The sequence below is a fragment of the Bacillus cereus group sp. BfR-BA-01356 genome (assembly GCF_022663635.1).
In the GTDB taxonomy this organism is placed as follows: Bacteria; Bacillota; Bacilli; order Bacillales; family Bacillaceae_G; genus Bacillus_A; species Bacillus_A cereus.
In genome coordinates, this window is the sequence record NZ_JAKUFX010000120.1 from 1 (window position 1) to 17,373 (window position 17,373).

Genomic DNA, 17,373 nt, shown 5'->3' on the forward strand with positions numbered 1-17,373 from the left:
TATCTAGAAATATCTTGAGACGTCCAAGTATTTTCTTTATTACTGGACTCTTATTAGAGAGTAAAACTAAGCCTGAGATAGGGCTTAAATATTAATATACGAGGGGAATGGAAAATAAAATTTCAACTTGGCTAGGAATAGTAGCAGCTATGGGAGTTCTTGCTATTGCAGTTACATTTGGAATGTTAGAACTTGCAGATAATCCAGTAGATAAAGAAGTGAGCGCTCAAATAGATAAAAAAGAAGACCAAACAATAGTAGGTAGAGAGGTGGATGGGGTCTTTGTTGATGTGTATGTTACTGAAAATTCTACTGAAAGCGAAGTCATTACAGCGATGCATCGCATGACTCATCAAAAAGTGGTGGCAGAACGAAAATCGGGCTCTATCCCAATGATTCAAAGTAATGCTAAAAAATTAAAAGAAATTATAAATAAGAGTAGCTTTACGAAGAAAAATGAACTTTTAGCAATTGCTGATAGATGGGCGAAAAAAGATTTTAATAAAATTGTAGAAGATCACAATTATTTCTCGGATGCTCAAGAAGATAGCGTTTGTAAAGTAACTAGAGCAATGGATGCGTTAGAAGAGCAACATTATATTTTAACTACATTCGGGGAGGGAAAAGCGAAAGAACTATACGAATCAGGGGATGCTCCGCACGTTCAATAAAAAATAATATAAAGGGCTTCTAGTTTTTTTATGATCGTGTTTTTAGAACGCAATGGGGACTTATAAATAAATAGTCTGCTTTCTTTATGACGTGTAACAAAAAAAGAAAAGATGTGATTCATTATTAAATGATGAAGGAACGGCTAAATCACATCGTAGTACATCTGTTAAAGGATTTTAGTAGGAAAGGCATCCGTGATATAATAGAAAATAATAAAAAGTCCTGCAAAACAGGACTGTATTATTCTTCGTCTTTATTTTGTTTTTCTAATTCAACTAGCTTTTGAATTAAAATGTGCTGCGGCATATGCATGAGTTGTTCAAGTGGAACACCTAGTGCTTTTGATAAGCGGACTGCAGTATCTGGAGAGATTTGTAATGGTCTCATAGAAGTACCTCCTTTTTCGTATAGTATAGCATAAGATTGGGGGAGTGAGGATGACTCTTATATTTGCACATCGTGGTGCGGCTGGAACGTACCCAGAAAATACAATGATTTCATTTGAAGCGGCTGAGTCTTTTAGAGCGGATGGAATTGAACTTGATGTTCAATTAACGAAAGATGGAAAATTTGTCGTCATTCATGATGAAACGGTGGACCGGACAACAAATGGAAAAGGCGCGGTTCGGAATTATGTATATGAGGACTTATGCAAGTTAGATGCAAGTTATAAATTTGGTGATAAAGTAGGTTTTTGTAAAATACCACTTTTAGAAGAGGTATTAGAATGGCTTGAACAAACGAGTTTGCTACTTAATATTGAACTTAAAAATAATAAAATTCCATACAGAGGTTTAGAGGAAGAAGTTATAACGCTTGTGCGGAAATTTAGTCTAGAGGATCGTGTTATATTTTCTTCGTTTAATCACTACAGTATGAAACGGTGCCATATGATGGCTCCTGATATTCAAACAGCAATTTTATATCGCGAAGGTTTGCATAGTCCGTGGGCATACGCGAAAAAAATGGGGGCTACAGCAGTACATCCGAATTATCGTTACCTTCAAGATGCTATTGCCGAACTAACGATGGAAAGTGGTGTAGAGGTTCGCCCTTATACAATTAATGAAGAAACGCTTATGCGTAAATATTTTGATATGAATATATCGGCGATTATTACTGATTACCCTGAAACGGCAAGAACGTTAATGCCAATAAAAAAATGAGACCGCGTGTAACGGTCTCATTTTTTTATTTATAAATAGTGGGGCATTCCTATCTTCTAAAGCGAGCTTGTACTTTATTTCGTTTACGGTCTCGGTGCAAGACGAAGCCACCGAAGATATAAAACCCGAGCCCGAAGCAGAGAGCGCCGATTAAAAATTGTAACCACAGTATAGAGATTGGTGGAAATAGAATCCCGAATACAGTATCTCTCATTAACTTTATACCAAACACAGCTAATGAAATAGGGATGAGTGCTAATAGTAGAGCAACGTAACGCTGCATACATAACGCTCCTTTTCAGATTATTTCGTATATTTTAATGATGTTATAGGGAAAGGGGGTTTGTCAAGAGGGTGCTGAACGAGTAAGATAAAAGTGTGAAAAAATTTGCAGAGTTACTTCGAGAGGAAGTGGGATATATGAAACAAAAAGTATTAATTGTTGGTGCAGGTGAAGGCGGGAGCGCACTGCTGAATCTGTTACAAAGTTCGAATATATTTCAAATTATAGGGATTATTGATATAAATCCGTTGGCAAAAGGACTACAAATTGCTAAGGAATACGGGATTGCAATTGGAGAAAGTGTAACTCCATTTCTTTCTATGCATATCGATGTAATATTTGATATGACAGGTGAAGATGATGTGCATAAGGTTTTATTGGAAAAAAAGAAAAAAGACACTCTTCTTATACCAGGTGATATCGCAAAAATTGTTACAGGATTAGCGCATGAGAAGGAAGGGCTAATTGGGCGATTAGAGGAACAAACGCAACAAGGAGAATTAATTTTAAATTCTACACATGATGGCATGATCGTAATTGATCGAGAGGGACAAGTTCGTCTTTTTAATAAAAGTGCAGAGCGTATTATCGGATATAAAAAAGAAGAGGCGATAGGAAAATATATTTTAGAAGTCATTCCAACTAGTAAATTACTTCGCATTATACGTACGAAACAAATAGAAGTAAATTATGAACTAACATTAGAGAATGGAAAGAAAATTATTACAACGCGTATACCGATATTAAAAGAGGGCGGAGAGGTACAAGGGGCATTTGCAATTTTTAAAGATATAACAGAAGTTGTAGATTTAGCGGAAGAAGTTACAGATTTAAAGGAAATTCAAACACTATTAGAGGCAATTATTAACTCATCTGAAGAAGCAATTTCGGTTGTGGATGAAAAAGGAAGAGGTTTAGTCATTAACCCGGCATATACGAAATTAACGGGTTTAACAGAAGAAGATATTATTGGGAAGCCTGCTACAACTGATATTGTAGAAGGCGAAAGTATGCATATGAAAGTACTTCGAACGCGTCGTGCGGTGCGCGGAATACATATGAAGATTGGGCAAAAAAAGCGCGATGTAATTGTAAACGTGGCACCAGTCATTGTGGATGGAATATTGAAAGGAAGCGTCGGCGTTATCCGTGACGTGTCGGAAATTCAAAAGTTAACAAATGAATTGAATAGAGCAAGGCAAATTATTCGCACATTAGAAGCGAAATATTCATTTGATGATATTGTCGGGAATTCAGATGAAACAACGGCAGCTATCGAACAGGCGAAGCTAGGAGCAAATACACCAGCAACAGTACTGTTACGCGGTGAATCTGGGACTGGTAAAGAATTGTTTGCACATGCAATCCATAATGGAAGTAATCGAAAATACAATAAGTTCGTCCGTGTAAACTGTGCGGCCATTTCGGAGACGTTGTTAGAAAGTGAATTATTTGGTTATGAGGAAGGGGCGTTTTCTGGAGCGAAAAGAGGCGGGAAACGTGGGTTCTTTGAGGAAGCAAATAACGGTAGTATTTTTTTAGATGAAATAGGGGAGTTATCTGCAAATACACAAGCGAAACTCCTTCGTGTACTGCAGGAAAAAGAAATTGTAAAAGTTGGTGGAACGAAAGCGATACCTATTAATGTTCGAGTAATTGCAGCGACGCATGTGAATTTAGAAAAGGCTATTCTAGAAGGGAAGTTTAGGGAGGATTTATATTATCGATTAAATAAAATCCCAATTCAAATTCCATCTCTTCGTCAACGTAAAGGAGATATACCGACAATTGCGGACAGATTGATTCAAAAAATTAATCAAGATTACGGTCGTAATGTAGAAGGGCTCACTGATTCAGCCATTTTATATTTACAATCATACGAATGGCCAGGGAATGTGAGGGAACTTGAAAATATTCTGGGAAGAGCTATTATCTTTATGAATTATAACGAGACCTATATTGATGTACACCATTTACCGCCATTACATAACGAAGAGCAGGTGGAGTCAAAGCAATCTCATTTATTACCTGAATTAGAAGAAAAGCCACTTGAACATTTAGTGACAGAGTTTGAAGGGAATATTATTCATGAATATTTGGAGAGATTTGATGGGAATAAAACGCAAACTGCAAAAGCGTTAGGAATTTCCGTTCGAAATTTATATTACAAGCTAGAAAAGCATGACCATGCAAAAAATAGCATGCAATAAATTGCGTACCGTGCAATTTATTGCATGGTATACAAAAAGCGACAAAATAAGACAGAATATTTTGTTATTTTCCAAAGTATTGATTTTACTGCATTTTGAATGCGTTTTCATTATTGGTAAGACCACTTTTAAAAGTTGGCACGGTATTTGCTTTATAAATAGACGAGGGACGACGGAAAGGGTTGATTACAAAATATGAAGTTAGAATACTTAATTGATCAAGCAGCAGGGCAGCCTAAAAAAACTGTAGCTGTAGCAGTAGCTGAAGATCATGAAGTAATTGAAGCTGTAGCGAAAGCAATTAAATTACAGTTAGCTCAATTTCGTCTATATGGAAATCAAGAAAAAATAATGGGGATGCTACAAGAACATGGTTTACAAACTTCAGAACATGTTGAAGTGATTGCAGCAATGTCTAGTGCAGAGGCTGCAGAACTTTCTGTTAAAGCTGTGAGAAATGGTGAAGCAGACGTGCTTATGAAGGGGAACATCCCAACAGCGAATATTTTGAAGGCTGTGTTAAACAAAGAGTGGGGCCTACGTAAAGGTAGCGTACTTTCACATGTAGCAGCATTTGAAGTTCCAAATTACGATCGTCTTATTTTCGTTACAGATGCAGCGATGAACATCGCACCTGATGTAACACAAAAAGCTGCTATTATACAAAATACTGTAGAAGTTGCCCGGGCAATAGGAATCGACTTGCCAAAAGTGGCACCAATTGCAGCAGTAGAAGTTGTGAATCCAGCGATGCAGGCGACAATTGATGCAGCGATGTTAACACAAATGAATCGCCGCGGACAAATTAAAGATTGTATCGTTGATGGACCACTTGCTTTAGATAATGCAGTATCACAAATTGCAGCAGAGCATAAAGGCATAGTAAGTGATGTAGCAGGTAAGGCAGATATTTTACTCGTCCCAACGATTGAAGCTGGAAATGTGCTATATAAATCACTCGTATACTTTGCGGATGCAAAAGTAGGAGCAATGATTGCTGGCGCAAAAGCACCGATTGTTTTAACATCTCGTGCTGATTCAGCAGAAACAAAAGTATATTCATTAGCATTGGCAGTTGCGACTGCTTCAAAATAAACCAAAAAGGGTAAAACATTAGGGGGAAACGACAATGACATTAGAAATCTTCGAATACTTAGAAAAATATGATTATGAGCAAGTAGTATTTTGTCAAGATAAAGAATCTGGTTTAAAAGCAATTATTGCAATTCATGATACAACACTTGGACCGGCTCTTGGTGGAACAAGAATGTGGACATATGATTCTGAAGAAGCGGCGATTGAAGATGCATTGCGTCTTGCAAAAGGGATGACATACAAAAACGCAGCAGCTGGTTTAAACTTAGGTGGTGCGAAAACAGTAATTATCGGTGATCCTCGTAAAGATAAGAGCGAAGCAATGTTCCGTGCACTAGGACGTTATATCCAAGGACTAAACGGACGTTACATTACAGCTGAAGATGTTGGTACAACAGTAGATGATATGGATATTATCCATGAAGAAACTGACTTTGTAACAGGTATCTCACCATCATTCGGTTCTTCTGGTAACCCATCTCCGGTAACTGCATACGGTGTTTACCGTGGTATGAAAGCAGCTGCAAAAGAAGCTTTCGGTACTGACAATTTAGAAGGAAAAGTAATTGCTGTTCAAGGCGTTGGTAACGTAGCATATCACCTATGCAAACATTTACACGCTGAAGGAGCAAAATTAATTGTTACAGATATTAATAAAGAAGCTGTACAACGTGCTGTAGAAGAATTCGGTGCATCAGCAGTTGAACCAAATGAAATTTACGGTGTTGAATGCGATATTTACGCACCATGTGCACTAGGCGCAACAGTTAATGATGAAACTATTCCACAACTTAAAGCAAAAGTAATCGCAGGTTCTGCAAATAACCAATTAAAAGAAGATCGTCATGGTGACATCATTCATGAAATGGGTATTGTATACGCACCAGATTATGTAATTAATGCAGGTGGCGTAATTAACGTAGCAGACGAATTATATGGATACAATAGAGAACGTGCACTAAAACGTGTTGAGTCTATTTATGACACGATTGCAAAAGTAATCGAAATTTCAAAACGCGATGGCATAGCAACTTATGTAGCGGCAGATCGTCTAGCTGAAGAGCGCATTGCAAGCTTGAAGAATTCTCGTAGCACTTACTTACGCAACGGTCACGATATTATTAGCCGTCGCTAATCATTCATATATAACTTTTACAAAAGGTGTGGTTACCTCTTATGAGGTTTCCACTTCCTTTTGAATTTATTAGTGGAGGTAGCAACATTGTCTGTAAATCGAATTCTTGTTATTAACCCAGGTAGTACATCCACAAAAATTGGTGTTTTTGATAATGAAAGACCCGTTCTAGAAGAAACGATTCGTCATGACGTAGAACAGATTGGAAAATATAAGAGAATTATCGACCAATATGAGTTTCGAAAAGAAACGATTTTAGAAGTTCTACATTCTCATGGTATTAACATTTCAAAATTAAACGCTGTTTGTGGGCGTGGTGGATTACTTCGTCCAATCGAAGGCGGTACGTATACAGTAAACGATGCGATGTTAGAAGATTTGAAAAATGGCTTTAGCGGTCATCACGCTTCAAACCTTGGAGGCATTTTAGCATATGAAATTGCTTCTGGATTAAACATTCCTGCATTCATTGTAGATCCTGTCGTTGTAGATGAGATGGAGCCGGTTGCTCGTATAAGTGGCATTGCTGGTATGGAACGCAAAAGTATCTTCCATGCATTAAATCAAAAAGCAGTTGCTCGTAAAGTAGCTGAACAGTTAAATCACAAATACGAGGATTTAAATTTATTAGTTACACATATGGGTGGCGGTATTACAGTTGGTGCTCATAAAAAAGGAAGAGTAATCGATGTGAATAACGGTTTAAACGGAGAAGGACCATTTAGTCCAGAGCGCGCTGGTACAGTACCAGTAGGGCAACTAGTAGAAATGTGTTTCTCTGGTGAGTATTACCGTGATGAAATGATTAAAAAACTTGTCGGACAAGGTGGACTTGTAAGTTTAATCGGTACAAATGATGCGATTAAAGTAGAGCAAATGGTTGAAAAAGGTGATCCTGAAGCAACTCTTATTTATAAAGCAATGGCATATCAAGTTGCAAAAGAGATTGGCGGAGCTAGCGCTGTACTTCACGGGAAAATCGATGCAATCGTATTAACTGGTGGACTGGCATACAGTAAAATTCTTGTCGATGAAATAAAAGAGCGAGTGGACTGGATTGCAGATGTTATCGTACATCCAGGCGAAGATGAGTTAGAAGCGTTAGCAGAAGGAGCACTTCGTGTATTACGTGAAGAAGAAGCTCCAAAAGAATACGTTGTACGTGAAAAAGAAACGGTAGCTAGGGGTTGAGATAATGGCAAAAGAATATGATTTAGTCATCGTTGGCGGCGGTACTGGTGGATATGTTGCTGCAATTCGTGCATCACAACTAGGGTTAAAAACTGCACTAGTCGAAAAAGAAAATCTTGGTGGTACTTGTTTACACAAAGGATGTATTCCTAGTAAAGCTCTTTTACGTAGTGCGGAAGTATATGCAACTGCTAAAAAAAGCGAAGAGTTCGGAGTTATTGTAAGCAATGTAGAACTAAACTTTGCGAAAGTACAAGAGCGTAAAGAGAAGATAGTAACGCAGCTTCATAAAGGCGTTCAACATTTAATGAAACAAGGTAAAATTGATGTGTTTGAAGGTATTGGCCGTATTCTTGGCCCATCTATTTTCTCTCCGATGCCAGGGACAATTTCAGTTGAACTTGCAAGTGGAGAAGAGAATGAAATGTTAATTCCAAAAAATGTACTTATTGCAACAGGTTCTCGTCCAAATTCATTACCAGGTTTAGAATTAGACGGAGAGTACGTAATGTCTTCAGATCATGCTCTAAAAATGGAAACGCTTCCTAGTTCGATTATTATCGTTGGTGGCGGTGTAATCGGTATTGAGTGGGCATCTATGCTTGCTGACTTCGGTGTAGAAGTTACAGTATTAGAGTATGCGAAAACGATATTACCACTAGAAGATCAAGACGTTTCAAAAGAAATGCAACGTCTATTCAAGAAAAAAGGTATTAAAGTGGTAACTGGTGCAAAAGTATTACCAGAAACATTGGTAAAAGATAATGGAGTAACAATCCAAGCTGAACACAACGGTGAAAATAAAGAATTTAAAGCAGAAAAAATGCTTGTATCTGTAGGAAGACAAGCGAATACGCAAAATATTGGCTTAGAGAACACAGATATCGTTGTGGAAAAAGGATACATTCAAACAAATGAGTTTTATCAAACGAAAGAATCGCATATTTACGCAATTGGAGATGTAATCGGTGGCCTGCAACTCGCTCACGTTGCTTCTCACGAAGGAATTGCTGCAGTAGAACATATTGCAGGGAAAGAAGTTACACCAATCGATTACTCTATGGTATCAAAATGCGTATATAGCAGTCCGGAAGTTGCTTCTGTCGGTTTAACAGAACAAGAAGCGAAAGAAAAAGGCTATAAGTTAAAAGTAGGTAAGTTCTCATTCCGCGCAATCGGAAAAGCACTTGTATACGGAGAATCAGATGGTTTCGTAAAACTTGTAGTTGATGAAGAGACAAATGACATTCTTGGTGTTCATATGATTGGACCGCATGTAACAGATATGATTTCTGAAGCGGGTCTTGCAAGAGTACTTGATGCAACACCTTGGGAAGTAGCACATACAATTCATCCGCATCCATCATTATCTGAGGCGATTGGTGAAGCAGCACTTGCTGTAGATGGAAGAGCGTTACACGCATAAAAATGTGGATTTAGGAGGTTATGAAAAATGGCAGAAGTAAAAGAAAAGCGCCATGAAGAGCTTGGCTTAAGTGATGAGCAAGTATTAGAAATGTTCCGTACGATGTTACTTGCACGTAAAATAGACGAACGTATGTGGTTATTAAACCGTGCTGGTAAAATTCCATTCGTAATTTCTTGTCAAGGACAAGAGGCTGCACAAGTTGGAGCGGCGTTCGCTCTTGATAGAGAGAAAGATTATGCATTACCATACTACCGTGATATGGGTGTTGTACTAGCATTTGGTATGACAGCTAAAGAGCTTATGTTGTCTGCTTTCGCGAAAGCTGGAGATCCAAACTCTGGTGGTCGTCAAATGCCTGGTCACTTCGGTCAAAAGAAAAATCGTATTGTTACAGGTTCATCTCCAGTAACAACGCAAGTACCACATGCAGTTGGTATTGCATTAGCTGGAAAAATGGAGAAGAAAGATTTAGTAACGTTCGTTACATTTGGAGAAGGTTCTTCAAACCAAGGTGACTTCCATGAAGGGGCAAACTTTGCTGGTGTACACAAACTACCTGTTATTTTTATGTGTGAAAATAACAAATATGCAATCTCTATTCCAGTTGAAAAACAATTAGCATGTAAAAACGTATCAGATCGTGCGATTGGTTACGGTATGCCTGGATATACAATAGACGGAAACGATCCGCTTGCAGTATATAAAGCTATAAAAGAAGCAGCAGATCGCGGTCGTCGTGGTGAAGGCCCAACTTTAATTGAAACAGTATCATATCGTTTAACAGCACATTCTAGTGACGATGATGATCGTGTTTATCGTGATAAAGAAGAAGTAGAAGAAGCAAAGAAAAAAGATTCAATTATAACATTCGCGGCTTATTTAAAAGAAGCTGGTGTATTAACTGAGGAATCGGAAAAACAAATGTTAGACGAAATTATGCATATCGTAAATGAAGCAACAGAATATGCAGAAAATGCTCCGTATGCAGCACCTGAAGATGCATTGAAGCACGTATACGCAGAATAGGGGGGAACGTTTCATGGCTGTAATGTCTTATATTGATGCTATTACATTAGCAATGCGCGAAGAAATGGAACGCGATGAGAAAGTATTCGTTTTAGGAGAAGATGTTGGTAAAAAAGGTGGCGTGTTTAAAGCGACACACGGTTTGTATGATCAATTTGGTGAAGATCGTGCGCTTGATGCACCGCTTGCAGAATCTGCAATTGCTGGGGTAGCAATTGGTGCGGCAATGTATGGTATGCGTCCAATCGCTGAAATGCAGTTTGCTGATTTCATCATGCCAGCAGTAAACCAAATTGTTTCTGAGGCAGCAAAAATTCGTTATCGTTCTAATAATGATTGGACTTGTCCAGTTACAATTCGTGCACCATTTGGCGGGGGTGTTCACGGTGCATTGTATCATTCACAATCTGTAGAAGCGATGTTTGCAAACCAACCAGGTTTAAAAATCGTTATCCCTTCTACACCATATGATGCAAAAGGCTTATTAAAAGCAGCCATTCGTGATGAAGATCCAGTATTATTCTTCGAACATAAACGTGCATATCGTTTAATTAAAGGTGAAGTGCCGGAGGATGACTACGTATTACCAATCGGAAAAGCAGATGTAAAACGTGAAGGTGATGATATTACAGTTATCACGTACGGATTATGTGTTCATTTTGCTCTTCAAGCGGCTGAAAAGTTAGCACAAGATGGCATCTCTGCACACATTCTTGATTTACGTACTGTATATCCATTAGATAAAGAAGCAATCATTGAAGCAGCTTCTAAAACAGGTAAAGTTCTTCTTGTAACAGAAGACAATAAAGAAGGAAGCATTATGAGTGAAGTGGCAGCAATTATTGCTGAAAACTGTCTATTTGATTTAGATGCGCCAATCGCACGTCTTGCAGGTCCAGACGTTCCAGCAATGCCATATGCACCAACAATGGAAAAATTCTTTATGGTAAATCCAGATAAAGTTGAAAAAGCAATGCGTGAACTTGCGGAATTTTAATCGGGGGGACTATACATGGCTGTAGAAAATATTACAATGCCTCAGCTCGGGGAGAGCGTTACAGAGGGCACAATTAGTAAATGGCTCGTTAATGTTGGCGATCACGTAAACAAGTATGATCCGCTTGCAGAAGTAATGACTGATAAAGTAAATGCTGAAGTACCATCTTCTTTCACGGGGATTGTGAAAGAGTTAATCGCTGGTGAAGGTGATACGTTAGCTGTAGGTGAAGTAGTTTGTGTGATTCAAGTAGAAGGCGCAGATGAAGTAGCAGCAACAGCTGTTGAGGAAAAAACAAAAGAAGAACCAAAGGCGGAAGTAGCTACGTCTGAAAAAGCACCGAAAGTAAAACAACCAACTGATGGAAAACCACGTTTTTCACCAGCTGTGTTAAAACTTGCGGGTGAGCATAACGTTGATTTAGATCTAGTAGAAGGTACGGGAGCAAACGGCCGTATCACTCGTAAAGATATTTTAAAGCTAGTGGAATCTGGAAATATTCCGCAAGCAGGTGCGGCGAAGAAAGAGGAAGCTGTAGCGGCAGTAGTAGAAGCTCGCCCAGAAGCACCAAAAGCAGCACCAGTAGCGCAAAAAGTAGAAGCTGCGAAACCAGTTTCTGTACCTACAATGCCTGGAGATATCGAAATTCCAGTAACAGGTGTGCGTAAAGCAATCGCAGCAAACATGTTACGTAGTAAACACGAAGCACCACATGCTTGGATGATGATTGAAGTAGATGTGACAAACCTTGTGTCATACCGTAACTCAATTAAAGGTGACTTTAAGAAGCGTGAAGGCTTTAACTTAACGTTCTTTGCTTTCTTCGTAAAAGCAGTAGCACAAGCGTTAAAAGAGTATCCTCAAATTAATTCAATGTGGGCTGGCGATAAAATTGTTCAGAAGAAAGATATTAACCTTTCTATCGCTGTTGCAACAGAGGAAGAACTATTTGTACCAGTAATTAAGCAAGCGGACGAGAAAACAATTAAAGGTATCGCTCGTGAAATTACAGAACTTGCAGGAAAAGTACGTACGAAATCGTTAAAAGCAGACGAAATGCAAGGTGGAACATTTACAATTAATAACACAGGATCATTCGGTTCTGTTCAATCTATGGGTATTATTAATTACCCACAAGCGGCTATTCTACAAGTTGAATCAATTGTAAAACGCCCAGTAATTATGGATAACGGTATGTTCGGTGCTCGTGATATGGTTAACTTATGTTTATCACTTGATCACCGGGTACTTGATGGTTTAATTTGTGGTAAGTTCTTAGGACGTGTTAAAGAAATTTTAGAAAACATGTCAGAAAACAATACATCTGTATATTAATAAAAAGCTCGCTTATGCGAGCTTTTTATTATCTTATTTCTTCATCTACATCCTACTATATGTATAAATACCTTTCCCAGTAATCTTACAATAAACGATTATGTATTAGGAATTTACGAAAATACATTGCTGATATATGGTATATGGATATAAAATAAGAAAAGAATAATTTTTTTGGCAAATCTTACTGATGAAACTGTAGTATAATATATTGTATTGTATGAAAAAGAGAGTTATTCTATATAAGTGTTTTATAGATAATGTGTAATCAGTCGTCAAAACATGAAGAATGTTGACTCCTGGTTTTTTATTTTTGCCGTAACAATGTTTCAGGAGGATGTCATGAAAAGAAGTACCGAGTTTCTAAAAAGTTTAGATGTAAAATTAATTTTAATTTTGTGTGCACTATGTGTGACGAGTATAGCTGCTATATATAGCAGTCAGCAAACGGGACAGTATGGAGCTGCAAACTTTGCTATGAAACAAGGTGTTAACTACATAATTGGGGTTGTATTGTTACTTCTTGTTGCAAGCATCGACTTAGATCAATTGCAAAAATTGTCTTGGCCACTTTATATTGCCGGGTTTGCTTCACTTATTCTTTTGAAAGTATTACCACCATCAGGTTTTACACCTGAAAAATTAGGTGCAAAAAGATGGTTTTTTTTTCCAGTATTTGGACAAATTCAGCCGTCTGAGTTTTTCAAAATTGCATTGCTACTTGTAGTAGCGAGTATAGCAGTAAAACATAATGCACAGTATATGGCAAGGACATTCCAAACAGATTTAAAGCTAGTAGGTAAAATTATGCTAGTGTCACTTCCACCTATGGCGGTTGTATATAGTCAACCTGATACAGGTATGGTGTTCTTATATGCTGCTGCTATTGCATGTATTTTATTTATGTCAGGTATTCAAAAGAAATTGATAGCATTATGTACAGTTATTCCGTTGACCATATTATCTGCTTTAATATTTATTTTCTTTAAGTATCAAGATTTTTTCTATAATAATTTAGTTACTTTACTAAAACCTCACCAACAGTCGCGTATTGTAGGTTGGTTAAATCCATTTGAAAATGCAGATCAAGGTTATCAAACGCAACAATCGATTTTAGCTGTAGGTAGTGGAGGAATGGAAGGTAAAGGGTTTGGGGGAGGAAGCGTCTATATCCCAGAGAAGCATACTGACTTTATTTTCGCTACAATTGCCGAAGAAGGTGGATTTATCGTAGCAGCCTTAGTTGTCTTCTTGTTCCTATTACTACTATATCGAACAATTATTATTGGTTATTCCGCTGATAATTTATTTGGTACATTATTATGCGCTGGATCGATCGGTATATTAACAGTTCAAATATTCCAAAACATCGGTATGATCGTTGGATTAATGCCTGTAAAAGGTATTGCATTACCTTTCTTATCGTATGGGGGAAGTTCCTTATTCTCGAATATGATTATGATGGGGCTCATACTATCGGTACGGAAAACGTATAAAAAATATATGTTTTCAGTTAAGTAAAAAAAGCTGGTTCGTTTTTAAACGAACCAGCTTTTTTACATATATGCTCATAAACGTTGCAAACTAAAACAGGATAGCAGTTTGAGACGGGTAAGGAGTGCAAAGTGATGCATATGCATATTTTTGAAGGAGCACGGCATCTTTCTAATAGTGAATGGGTTATTCGGGCTATTATAGCATACATATTTTTAATATTAGTTGCGAAAGCGATGGGGCAAAGGTCTATCGCACAACTTCGTTTTTTAGATGTTGTATTAGTGTTATTGCTTGGTGGGAATATTTCTAACGCATTGTCTGATGAAAAAGTAGGGTTACTGGGCTCGATGATTACAACGTTCATACTCGTTGTACTTCATATTATAAGCTCAGTTTTAATGCTGAAATGGGATAGATGGAGACGTTTTTTAGAGCCAGCACCTATCATTCTTATACATAATGGTTCCATTGATTTTAGCAATTTGAAAAAGGCGAGAATTACCGTGGAATATTTGTTTTCGGAACTTCGTATGCGAAATGTGAGCGATATTCAAACGATTAAATTAGCATTATGGGAAGCGAACGGTGTCGTTTCTATATTTCGGTATCCAGAATATGAAGCAGTTTCACGGCTTGATCTTAAAGTGGCGGGAAAAAAATCTCCAGTTTCTTTTGTATTAGTAAAGGATGGGAGGATACAGAAAGATGTTCTTGCATTATTAGGAAAAACAGAAGCGTGGGCGAGAAAATTTCTAGAGGAGAGTACAGAAGTCGAATCCATTATGTTAGCTACAGTAGATGAATCACATAAAATAAATATTTTGTTAAAAAAATGAAAAATATACGCATTTTGTCGTTTCGTACATATGATACAATAGTGTGGACAACGAAAAAGGAGGCGATACGGTGGGATATGTAGAAGAATTACGAAAAATAGTTGGTCATCGCCCTTTAATTTTAGTTGGTGCTGTTGTACTCGTTATAAATGAAAATGGATATGTTTTATTGCAGCAGCGGACAGAGCCGTACGGAAAATGGGGACTACCTGGTGGGCTAATGGAGCTTAGTGAATCACCAGAAGAAACAGCTTATCGTGAAGTATATGAAGAGACAGGAATAAAAGTGAAGAACTTGCAACTAATCAATGTATTTTCTGGAGCGAACTACTTTACAAAATTAGCAAACGGTGATGAATTTCAATCTGTAACAACCGCCTATTATACAGATGAATACGAAGGGGATTTTGTTATGAATAAAGAAGAAGCAGTTCAGCTTAAATTCTTTTCAGTAACAGAACTACCTGACTATATTGTAGGATCGCATAAAAAAATGATTGCTGAATATATGAAGATTATGGAAAAAAAGATATAATCATAGTGAAAGAAATACAAAAACACAGTTCTGGTTGGTAGTCCAGACGCATGATTTCATGTCAGTAACCTTCCCCTCCGGGATGTCCCGTATTTCTAATCTTTTAAAGGAGGGGCTGTCAATGGATTTGACAGTATATCACGATGGCCAATTTTTTGTTGGAATCATTACATGCAAAGAAAAAGGGAAATTGTATGGAGCGAGGTATATTTTTGGGGCGGAACCGTCAGATGAAGAAGTGCTTATGTTTGTGAATAGTTCACTTTTAGAGCATTTTCAGCACTTTGCAAAATGTGGTGTAGAAATTAAAGAAAAACAGCGTCCTAAAAACATAAAGCGTACCATACGACAAGCAGCAAAAGAAATAAATATTAAACGTTTTACTAAGGCGCAAGAGGCGATTAGTTTATCTTATGAATTGCATAAACAAGAAAAGAAAGTGCAGTCTAAAGAGAAGCGAGAAGCTGAAAAAGAAAGAAGACGTTTAATGAAAGTACAAAAAGCAAAGCAAAAACATCGTGGTCATTAAAGAAAAGGTGTTAGAGCAAGAGCTCTAACACCTTTTCTATACTTAAATACAAGTAAACTTACTTGTATTTCATAAACATTAACTGGTAAGATACAAATAGGTAGTTTTAGAGGAGGGAAAAGAGTGATTAATTTTAACTTTTTTATGAATGATGTTGTCCGCCAAGCGCGTGAAGAGATTGTCTCTGCTGGATATACAGAATTGACGACGCCAGAAGCGGTAGAAGAAGCGTTTAAAAGAAATGGAACAACACTTGTAATGGTAAACTCTGTATGTGGTTGTGCAGGTGGTATTGCTCGTCCTGCTGCTGCGCATTCCGTACATTATGATAAACGTCCTAACCACCTTGTAACGGTGTTTGCAGGGCAAGATAAAGAAGCGACAGCAAGAGCGCGTGAATATTTCGAAGGGTACCCACCTTCTTCTCCATCATTTGCTTTATTAAAAGATGGAAAAATTGTAACGATGGTAGAGCGTCATGAAATTGAAGGTCATGAACCGATGCAAGTTATTGCCAAACTACAATCATATTTCGAAGAGAATTGTGAAGAACTATAAAAAATAAGAGAAAAGGCGGCACGTCCACAATCAAGTGGATGTGCCGCCTTTTTTATTTATTATTAAAATTTCTGAGATATGCATAGTTGTGTTATTTTATGCATTTTTTTATACATAAAAAACAGCGTTTATATTGTTTGTTTATTTATTTTTATTTTATATATTGCATAAAAATAAAAGTGCTGATACAATACAAACATCGAATAAATATTCTATTAAACTTTTAAATATACATTATTAGGGGGAAGAAAGATGAAGAAGTTAGTATCAATATCGTTTGCACTTATTTTAATTTTAAGTATGTTCAGCGCTTGTAGTAATGGGGAATCGAAAGAAACAAAAGGAAATAAGAAAGTACTCGTAATGGGAACTTCAGCAGATTATAAACCATATGAATACGTAGAAGCTTCAAAAAGTGATGAAATTATCGGCTTTGATGTTGATGTTGCTAAATATATCGGAAAAGAACTTGGGTATGAAGTGAAAGTGAAAGATATGGATTTTGGTGGTTTATTAGCATCTCTTAGTTCAGGAAAAGTTGATTTCGTAATGGCAGGCATGACGCCAACTGCAGAGCGTAAAAATAATGTTGATTTTACAGATATTTATTTTGTTGCGAAAAATATGGTCGTTTCTAAAAAGGATTCTAACATTCAATCTGTAGAGGGTTTAAAAGGGAAAAAAGTAGGGGTACAAACAGGGTCTATTCAAGAAGAGAAAGCAGCAGAATTTAAAAAACAAGTAGATTTCCAAGTTGAGGGACGTGACCGCATGCCCATCAACTTAAGAGTGAGCACAACCTGAGCTTTCGACTCATCGGATCAAAACATTCCTAAAATAAAAGCATACTCTTAAAAATAAGCATCTCAAATAAACCCT

The 17,373-nt window shown here is 37.3% G+C and carries 17 protein-coding genes and 1 pseudogene; 16 read left to right on the forward strand and 2 right to left on the reverse strand.

The features are described 5' to 3' along the window. Positions 1-107 precede the first annotated feature (107 nt). Positions 108-671 carry a PRK06770 family protein gene (locus tag MR168_RS26590; protein WP_086411526.1) on the forward strand — a complete coding sequence of 188 codons (564 nt, stop codon included), beginning with the start codon at positions 108-110 and terminating at the stop codon, positions 669-671. Between the two features lie 241 nt (positions 672-912). Here the strand turns inward: MR168_RS26590 and MR168_RS26595 are convergent, their stop codons facing one another. Further along, the gene (locus MR168_RS26595) at positions 913-1,059 is read right to left on the reverse strand and encodes a YycC family protein (protein WP_001247671.1); all 147 of its coding nucleotides are present in this window, start codon (positions 1,057-1,059) and stop codon (positions 913-915) included. Between the two features lie 50 nt (positions 1,060-1,109). On the opposite strand from MR168_RS26595, the gene MR168_RS26600 reads away from it, so the two are divergent. Beyond that, positions 1,110-1,838 carry a glycerophosphodiester phosphodiesterase gene (locus MR168_RS26600; protein WP_086411527.1) on the forward strand — a complete coding sequence of 243 codons (729 nt, stop codon included), beginning with the start codon at positions 1,110-1,112 and terminating at the stop codon, positions 1,836-1,838. Between the two features lie 49 nt (positions 1,839-1,887). Here the strand turns inward: MR168_RS26600 and MR168_RS26605 are convergent, their stop codons facing one another. Beyond that, positions 1,888-2,121, reverse strand: coding sequence for a DUF2627 domain-containing protein (locus tag MR168_RS26605; protein ID WP_001190211.1), 234 nt, complete (start codon positions 2,119-2,121; stop codon positions 1,888-1,890). A gap of 137 nt (positions 2,122-2,258) precedes the next feature. Here MR168_RS26605 and MR168_RS26610 point away from each other — a divergent pair, with 137 nt between their 5' ends. The 14 genes and pseudogenes from MR168_RS26610 to MR168_RS26675 all read left to right on the forward strand — a co-directional run. Next, positions 2,259-4,331, forward strand: coding sequence for a sigma 54-interacting transcriptional regulator (locus tag MR168_RS26610; RefSeq protein ID WP_242291597.1), 2,073 nt, complete (start codon positions 2,259-2,261; stop codon positions 4,329-4,331). A 195-nt stretch (positions 4,332-4,526) separates the two neighbouring features. Continuing rightward, on the forward strand, positions 4,527-5,426 hold the full coding sequence (gene yqiS / locus MR168_RS26615; RefSeq protein WP_000764677.1) for a phosphate butyryltransferase: 900 nt from the start codon (positions 4,527-4,529) through the stop codon (positions 5,424-5,426). Between the two features lie 34 nt (positions 5,427-5,460). Next, positions 5,461-6,561, forward strand: coding sequence for a leucine dehydrogenase (locus MR168_RS26620; protein WP_000171355.1), 1,101 nt, complete (start codon positions 5,461-5,463; stop codon positions 6,559-6,561). 87 nt (positions 6,562-6,648) lie between these two features. Next, positions 6,649-7,752: a butyrate kinase gene (buk, locus tag MR168_RS26625; RefSeq protein ID WP_000115781.1), complete on the forward strand. Its 1,104-nt coding sequence runs from the start codon at positions 6,649-6,651 to the stop codon at positions 7,750-7,752. Between the two features lie 4 nt (positions 7,753-7,756). Beyond that, positions 7,757-9,178 (forward strand): dihydrolipoyl dehydrogenase, encoded by a 1,422-nt coding sequence (lpdA, locus tag MR168_RS26630; RefSeq protein WP_086411528.1) that lies wholly within the window; start codon positions 7,757-7,759, stop codon positions 9,176-9,178. A gap of 27 nt (positions 9,179-9,205) precedes the next feature. Beyond that, positions 9,206-10,207: a 3-methyl-2-oxobutanoate dehydrogenase subunit alpha gene (bfmBAA, locus tag MR168_RS26635; RefSeq protein WP_086411529.1), complete on the forward strand. Its 1,002-nt coding sequence runs from the start codon at positions 9,206-9,208 to the stop codon at positions 10,205-10,207. A gap of 13 nt (positions 10,208-10,220) precedes the next feature. After that, positions 10,221-11,204, forward strand: coding sequence for a 3-methyl-2-oxobutanoate dehydrogenase subunit beta (gene bfmBAB / locus MR168_RS26640; protein ID WP_000290071.1), 984 nt, complete (start codon positions 10,221-10,223; stop codon positions 11,202-11,204). Positions 11,205-11,219: 15 nt separating this feature from the next. Continuing rightward, the gene (locus MR168_RS26645; protein ID WP_000257660.1) at positions 11,220-12,539 is read left to right on the forward strand and encodes a dihydrolipoamide acetyltransferase family protein; all 1,320 of its coding nucleotides are present in this window, start codon (positions 11,220-11,222) and stop codon (positions 12,537-12,539) included. A gap of 342 nt (positions 12,540-12,881) precedes the next feature. Continuing rightward, positions 12,882-14,060 carry an FtsW/RodA/SpoVE family cell cycle protein gene (locus MR168_RS26650; RefSeq protein WP_242291598.1) on the forward strand — a complete coding sequence of 393 codons (1,179 nt, stop codon included), beginning with the start codon at positions 12,882-12,884 and terminating at the stop codon, positions 14,058-14,060. A 107-nt stretch (positions 14,061-14,167) separates the two neighbouring features. Then, entirely contained in the window at positions 14,168-14,872 is a 705-nt protein-coding gene (locus MR168_RS26655) for a DUF421 domain-containing protein (protein ID WP_000550961.1), read from the forward strand. A 70-nt stretch (positions 14,873-14,942) separates the two neighbouring features. After that, positions 14,943-15,407 carry an NUDIX hydrolase gene (locus MR168_RS26660; RefSeq protein ID WP_000542549.1) on the forward strand — a complete coding sequence of 155 codons (465 nt, stop codon included), beginning with the start codon at positions 14,943-14,945 and terminating at the stop codon, positions 15,405-15,407. A gap of 121 nt (positions 15,408-15,528) precedes the next feature. After that, on the forward strand, positions 15,529-15,936 hold the full coding sequence (locus MR168_RS26665) for a YjdF family protein (RefSeq protein ID WP_000366588.1): 408 nt from the start codon (positions 15,529-15,531) through the stop codon (positions 15,934-15,936). A gap of 144 nt (positions 15,937-16,080) precedes the next feature. Continuing rightward, the gene (locus MR168_RS26670; RefSeq protein ID WP_001979317.1) at positions 16,081-16,494 is read left to right on the forward strand and encodes a BrxA/BrxB family bacilliredoxin; all 414 of its coding nucleotides are present in this window, start codon (positions 16,081-16,083) and stop codon (positions 16,492-16,494) included. 252 nt (positions 16,495-16,746) lie between these two features. Continuing rightward, positions 16,747-17,271: pseudogene (locus MR168_RS26675) on the forward strand (transporter substrate-binding domain-containing protein); the annotation flags it as partial. Positions 17,272-17,373 lie beyond the last annotated feature (102 nt).

Excerpts from the sequence above, each read along its gene's own strand:
- MR168_RS26590 (WP_086411526.1), top strand. The coding sequence starts at position 108 with ATGGAAAATAAAATTTCAACTTGGCTAGGAATAGTAGCAGCTATGGGA.
- MR168_RS26595 (WP_001247671.1), bottom strand. The coding sequence starts at position 1,059 with ATGAGACCATTACAAATCTCTCCAGATACTGCAGTCCGCTTATCAAAA.
- MR168_RS26600 (WP_086411527.1), top strand. The coding sequence starts at position 1,110 with ATGACTCTTATATTTGCACATCGTGGTGCGGCTGGAACGTACCCAGAA.
- MR168_RS26605 (WP_001190211.1), bottom strand. The coding sequence starts at position 2,121 with ATGCAGCGTTACGTTGCTCTACTATTAGCACTCATCCCTATTTCATTA.
- MR168_RS26610 (WP_242291597.1), top strand. The coding sequence starts at position 2,259 with ATGAAACAAAAAGTATTAATTGTTGGTGCAGGTGAAGGCGGGAGCGCA.
- yqiS (WP_000764677.1), top strand. The coding sequence starts at position 4,527 with ATGAAGTTAGAATACTTAATTGATCAAGCAGCAGGGCAGCCTAAAAAA.
- MR168_RS26620 (WP_000171355.1), top strand. The coding sequence starts at position 5,461 with ATGACATTAGAAATCTTCGAATACTTAGAAAAATATGATTATGAGCAA.
- lpdA (WP_086411528.1), top strand. The coding sequence starts at position 7,757 with ATGGCAAAAGAATATGATTTAGTCATCGTTGGCGGCGGTACTGGTGGA.
- bfmBAA (WP_086411529.1), top strand. The coding sequence starts at position 9,206 with ATGGCAGAAGTAAAAGAAAAGCGCCATGAAGAGCTTGGCTTAAGTGAT.
- bfmBAB (WP_000290071.1), top strand. The coding sequence starts at position 10,221 with ATGGCTGTAATGTCTTATATTGATGCTATTACATTAGCAATGCGCGAA.
- MR168_RS26645 (WP_000257660.1), top strand. The coding sequence starts at position 11,220 with ATGGCTGTAGAAAATATTACAATGCCTCAGCTCGGGGAGAGCGTTACA.
- MR168_RS26650 (WP_242291598.1), top strand. The coding sequence starts at position 12,882 with ATGAAAAGAAGTACCGAGTTTCTAAAAAGTTTAGATGTAAAATTAATT.
- MR168_RS26655 (WP_000550961.1), top strand. The coding sequence starts at position 14,168 with ATGCATATGCATATTTTTGAAGGAGCACGGCATCTTTCTAATAGTGAA.
- MR168_RS26665 (WP_000366588.1), top strand. The coding sequence starts at position 15,529 with ATGGATTTGACAGTATATCACGATGGCCAATTTTTTGTTGGAATCATT.
- MR168_RS26670 (WP_001979317.1), top strand. The coding sequence starts at position 16,081 with ATGAATGATGTTGTCCGCCAAGCGCGTGAAGAGATTGTCTCTGCTGGA.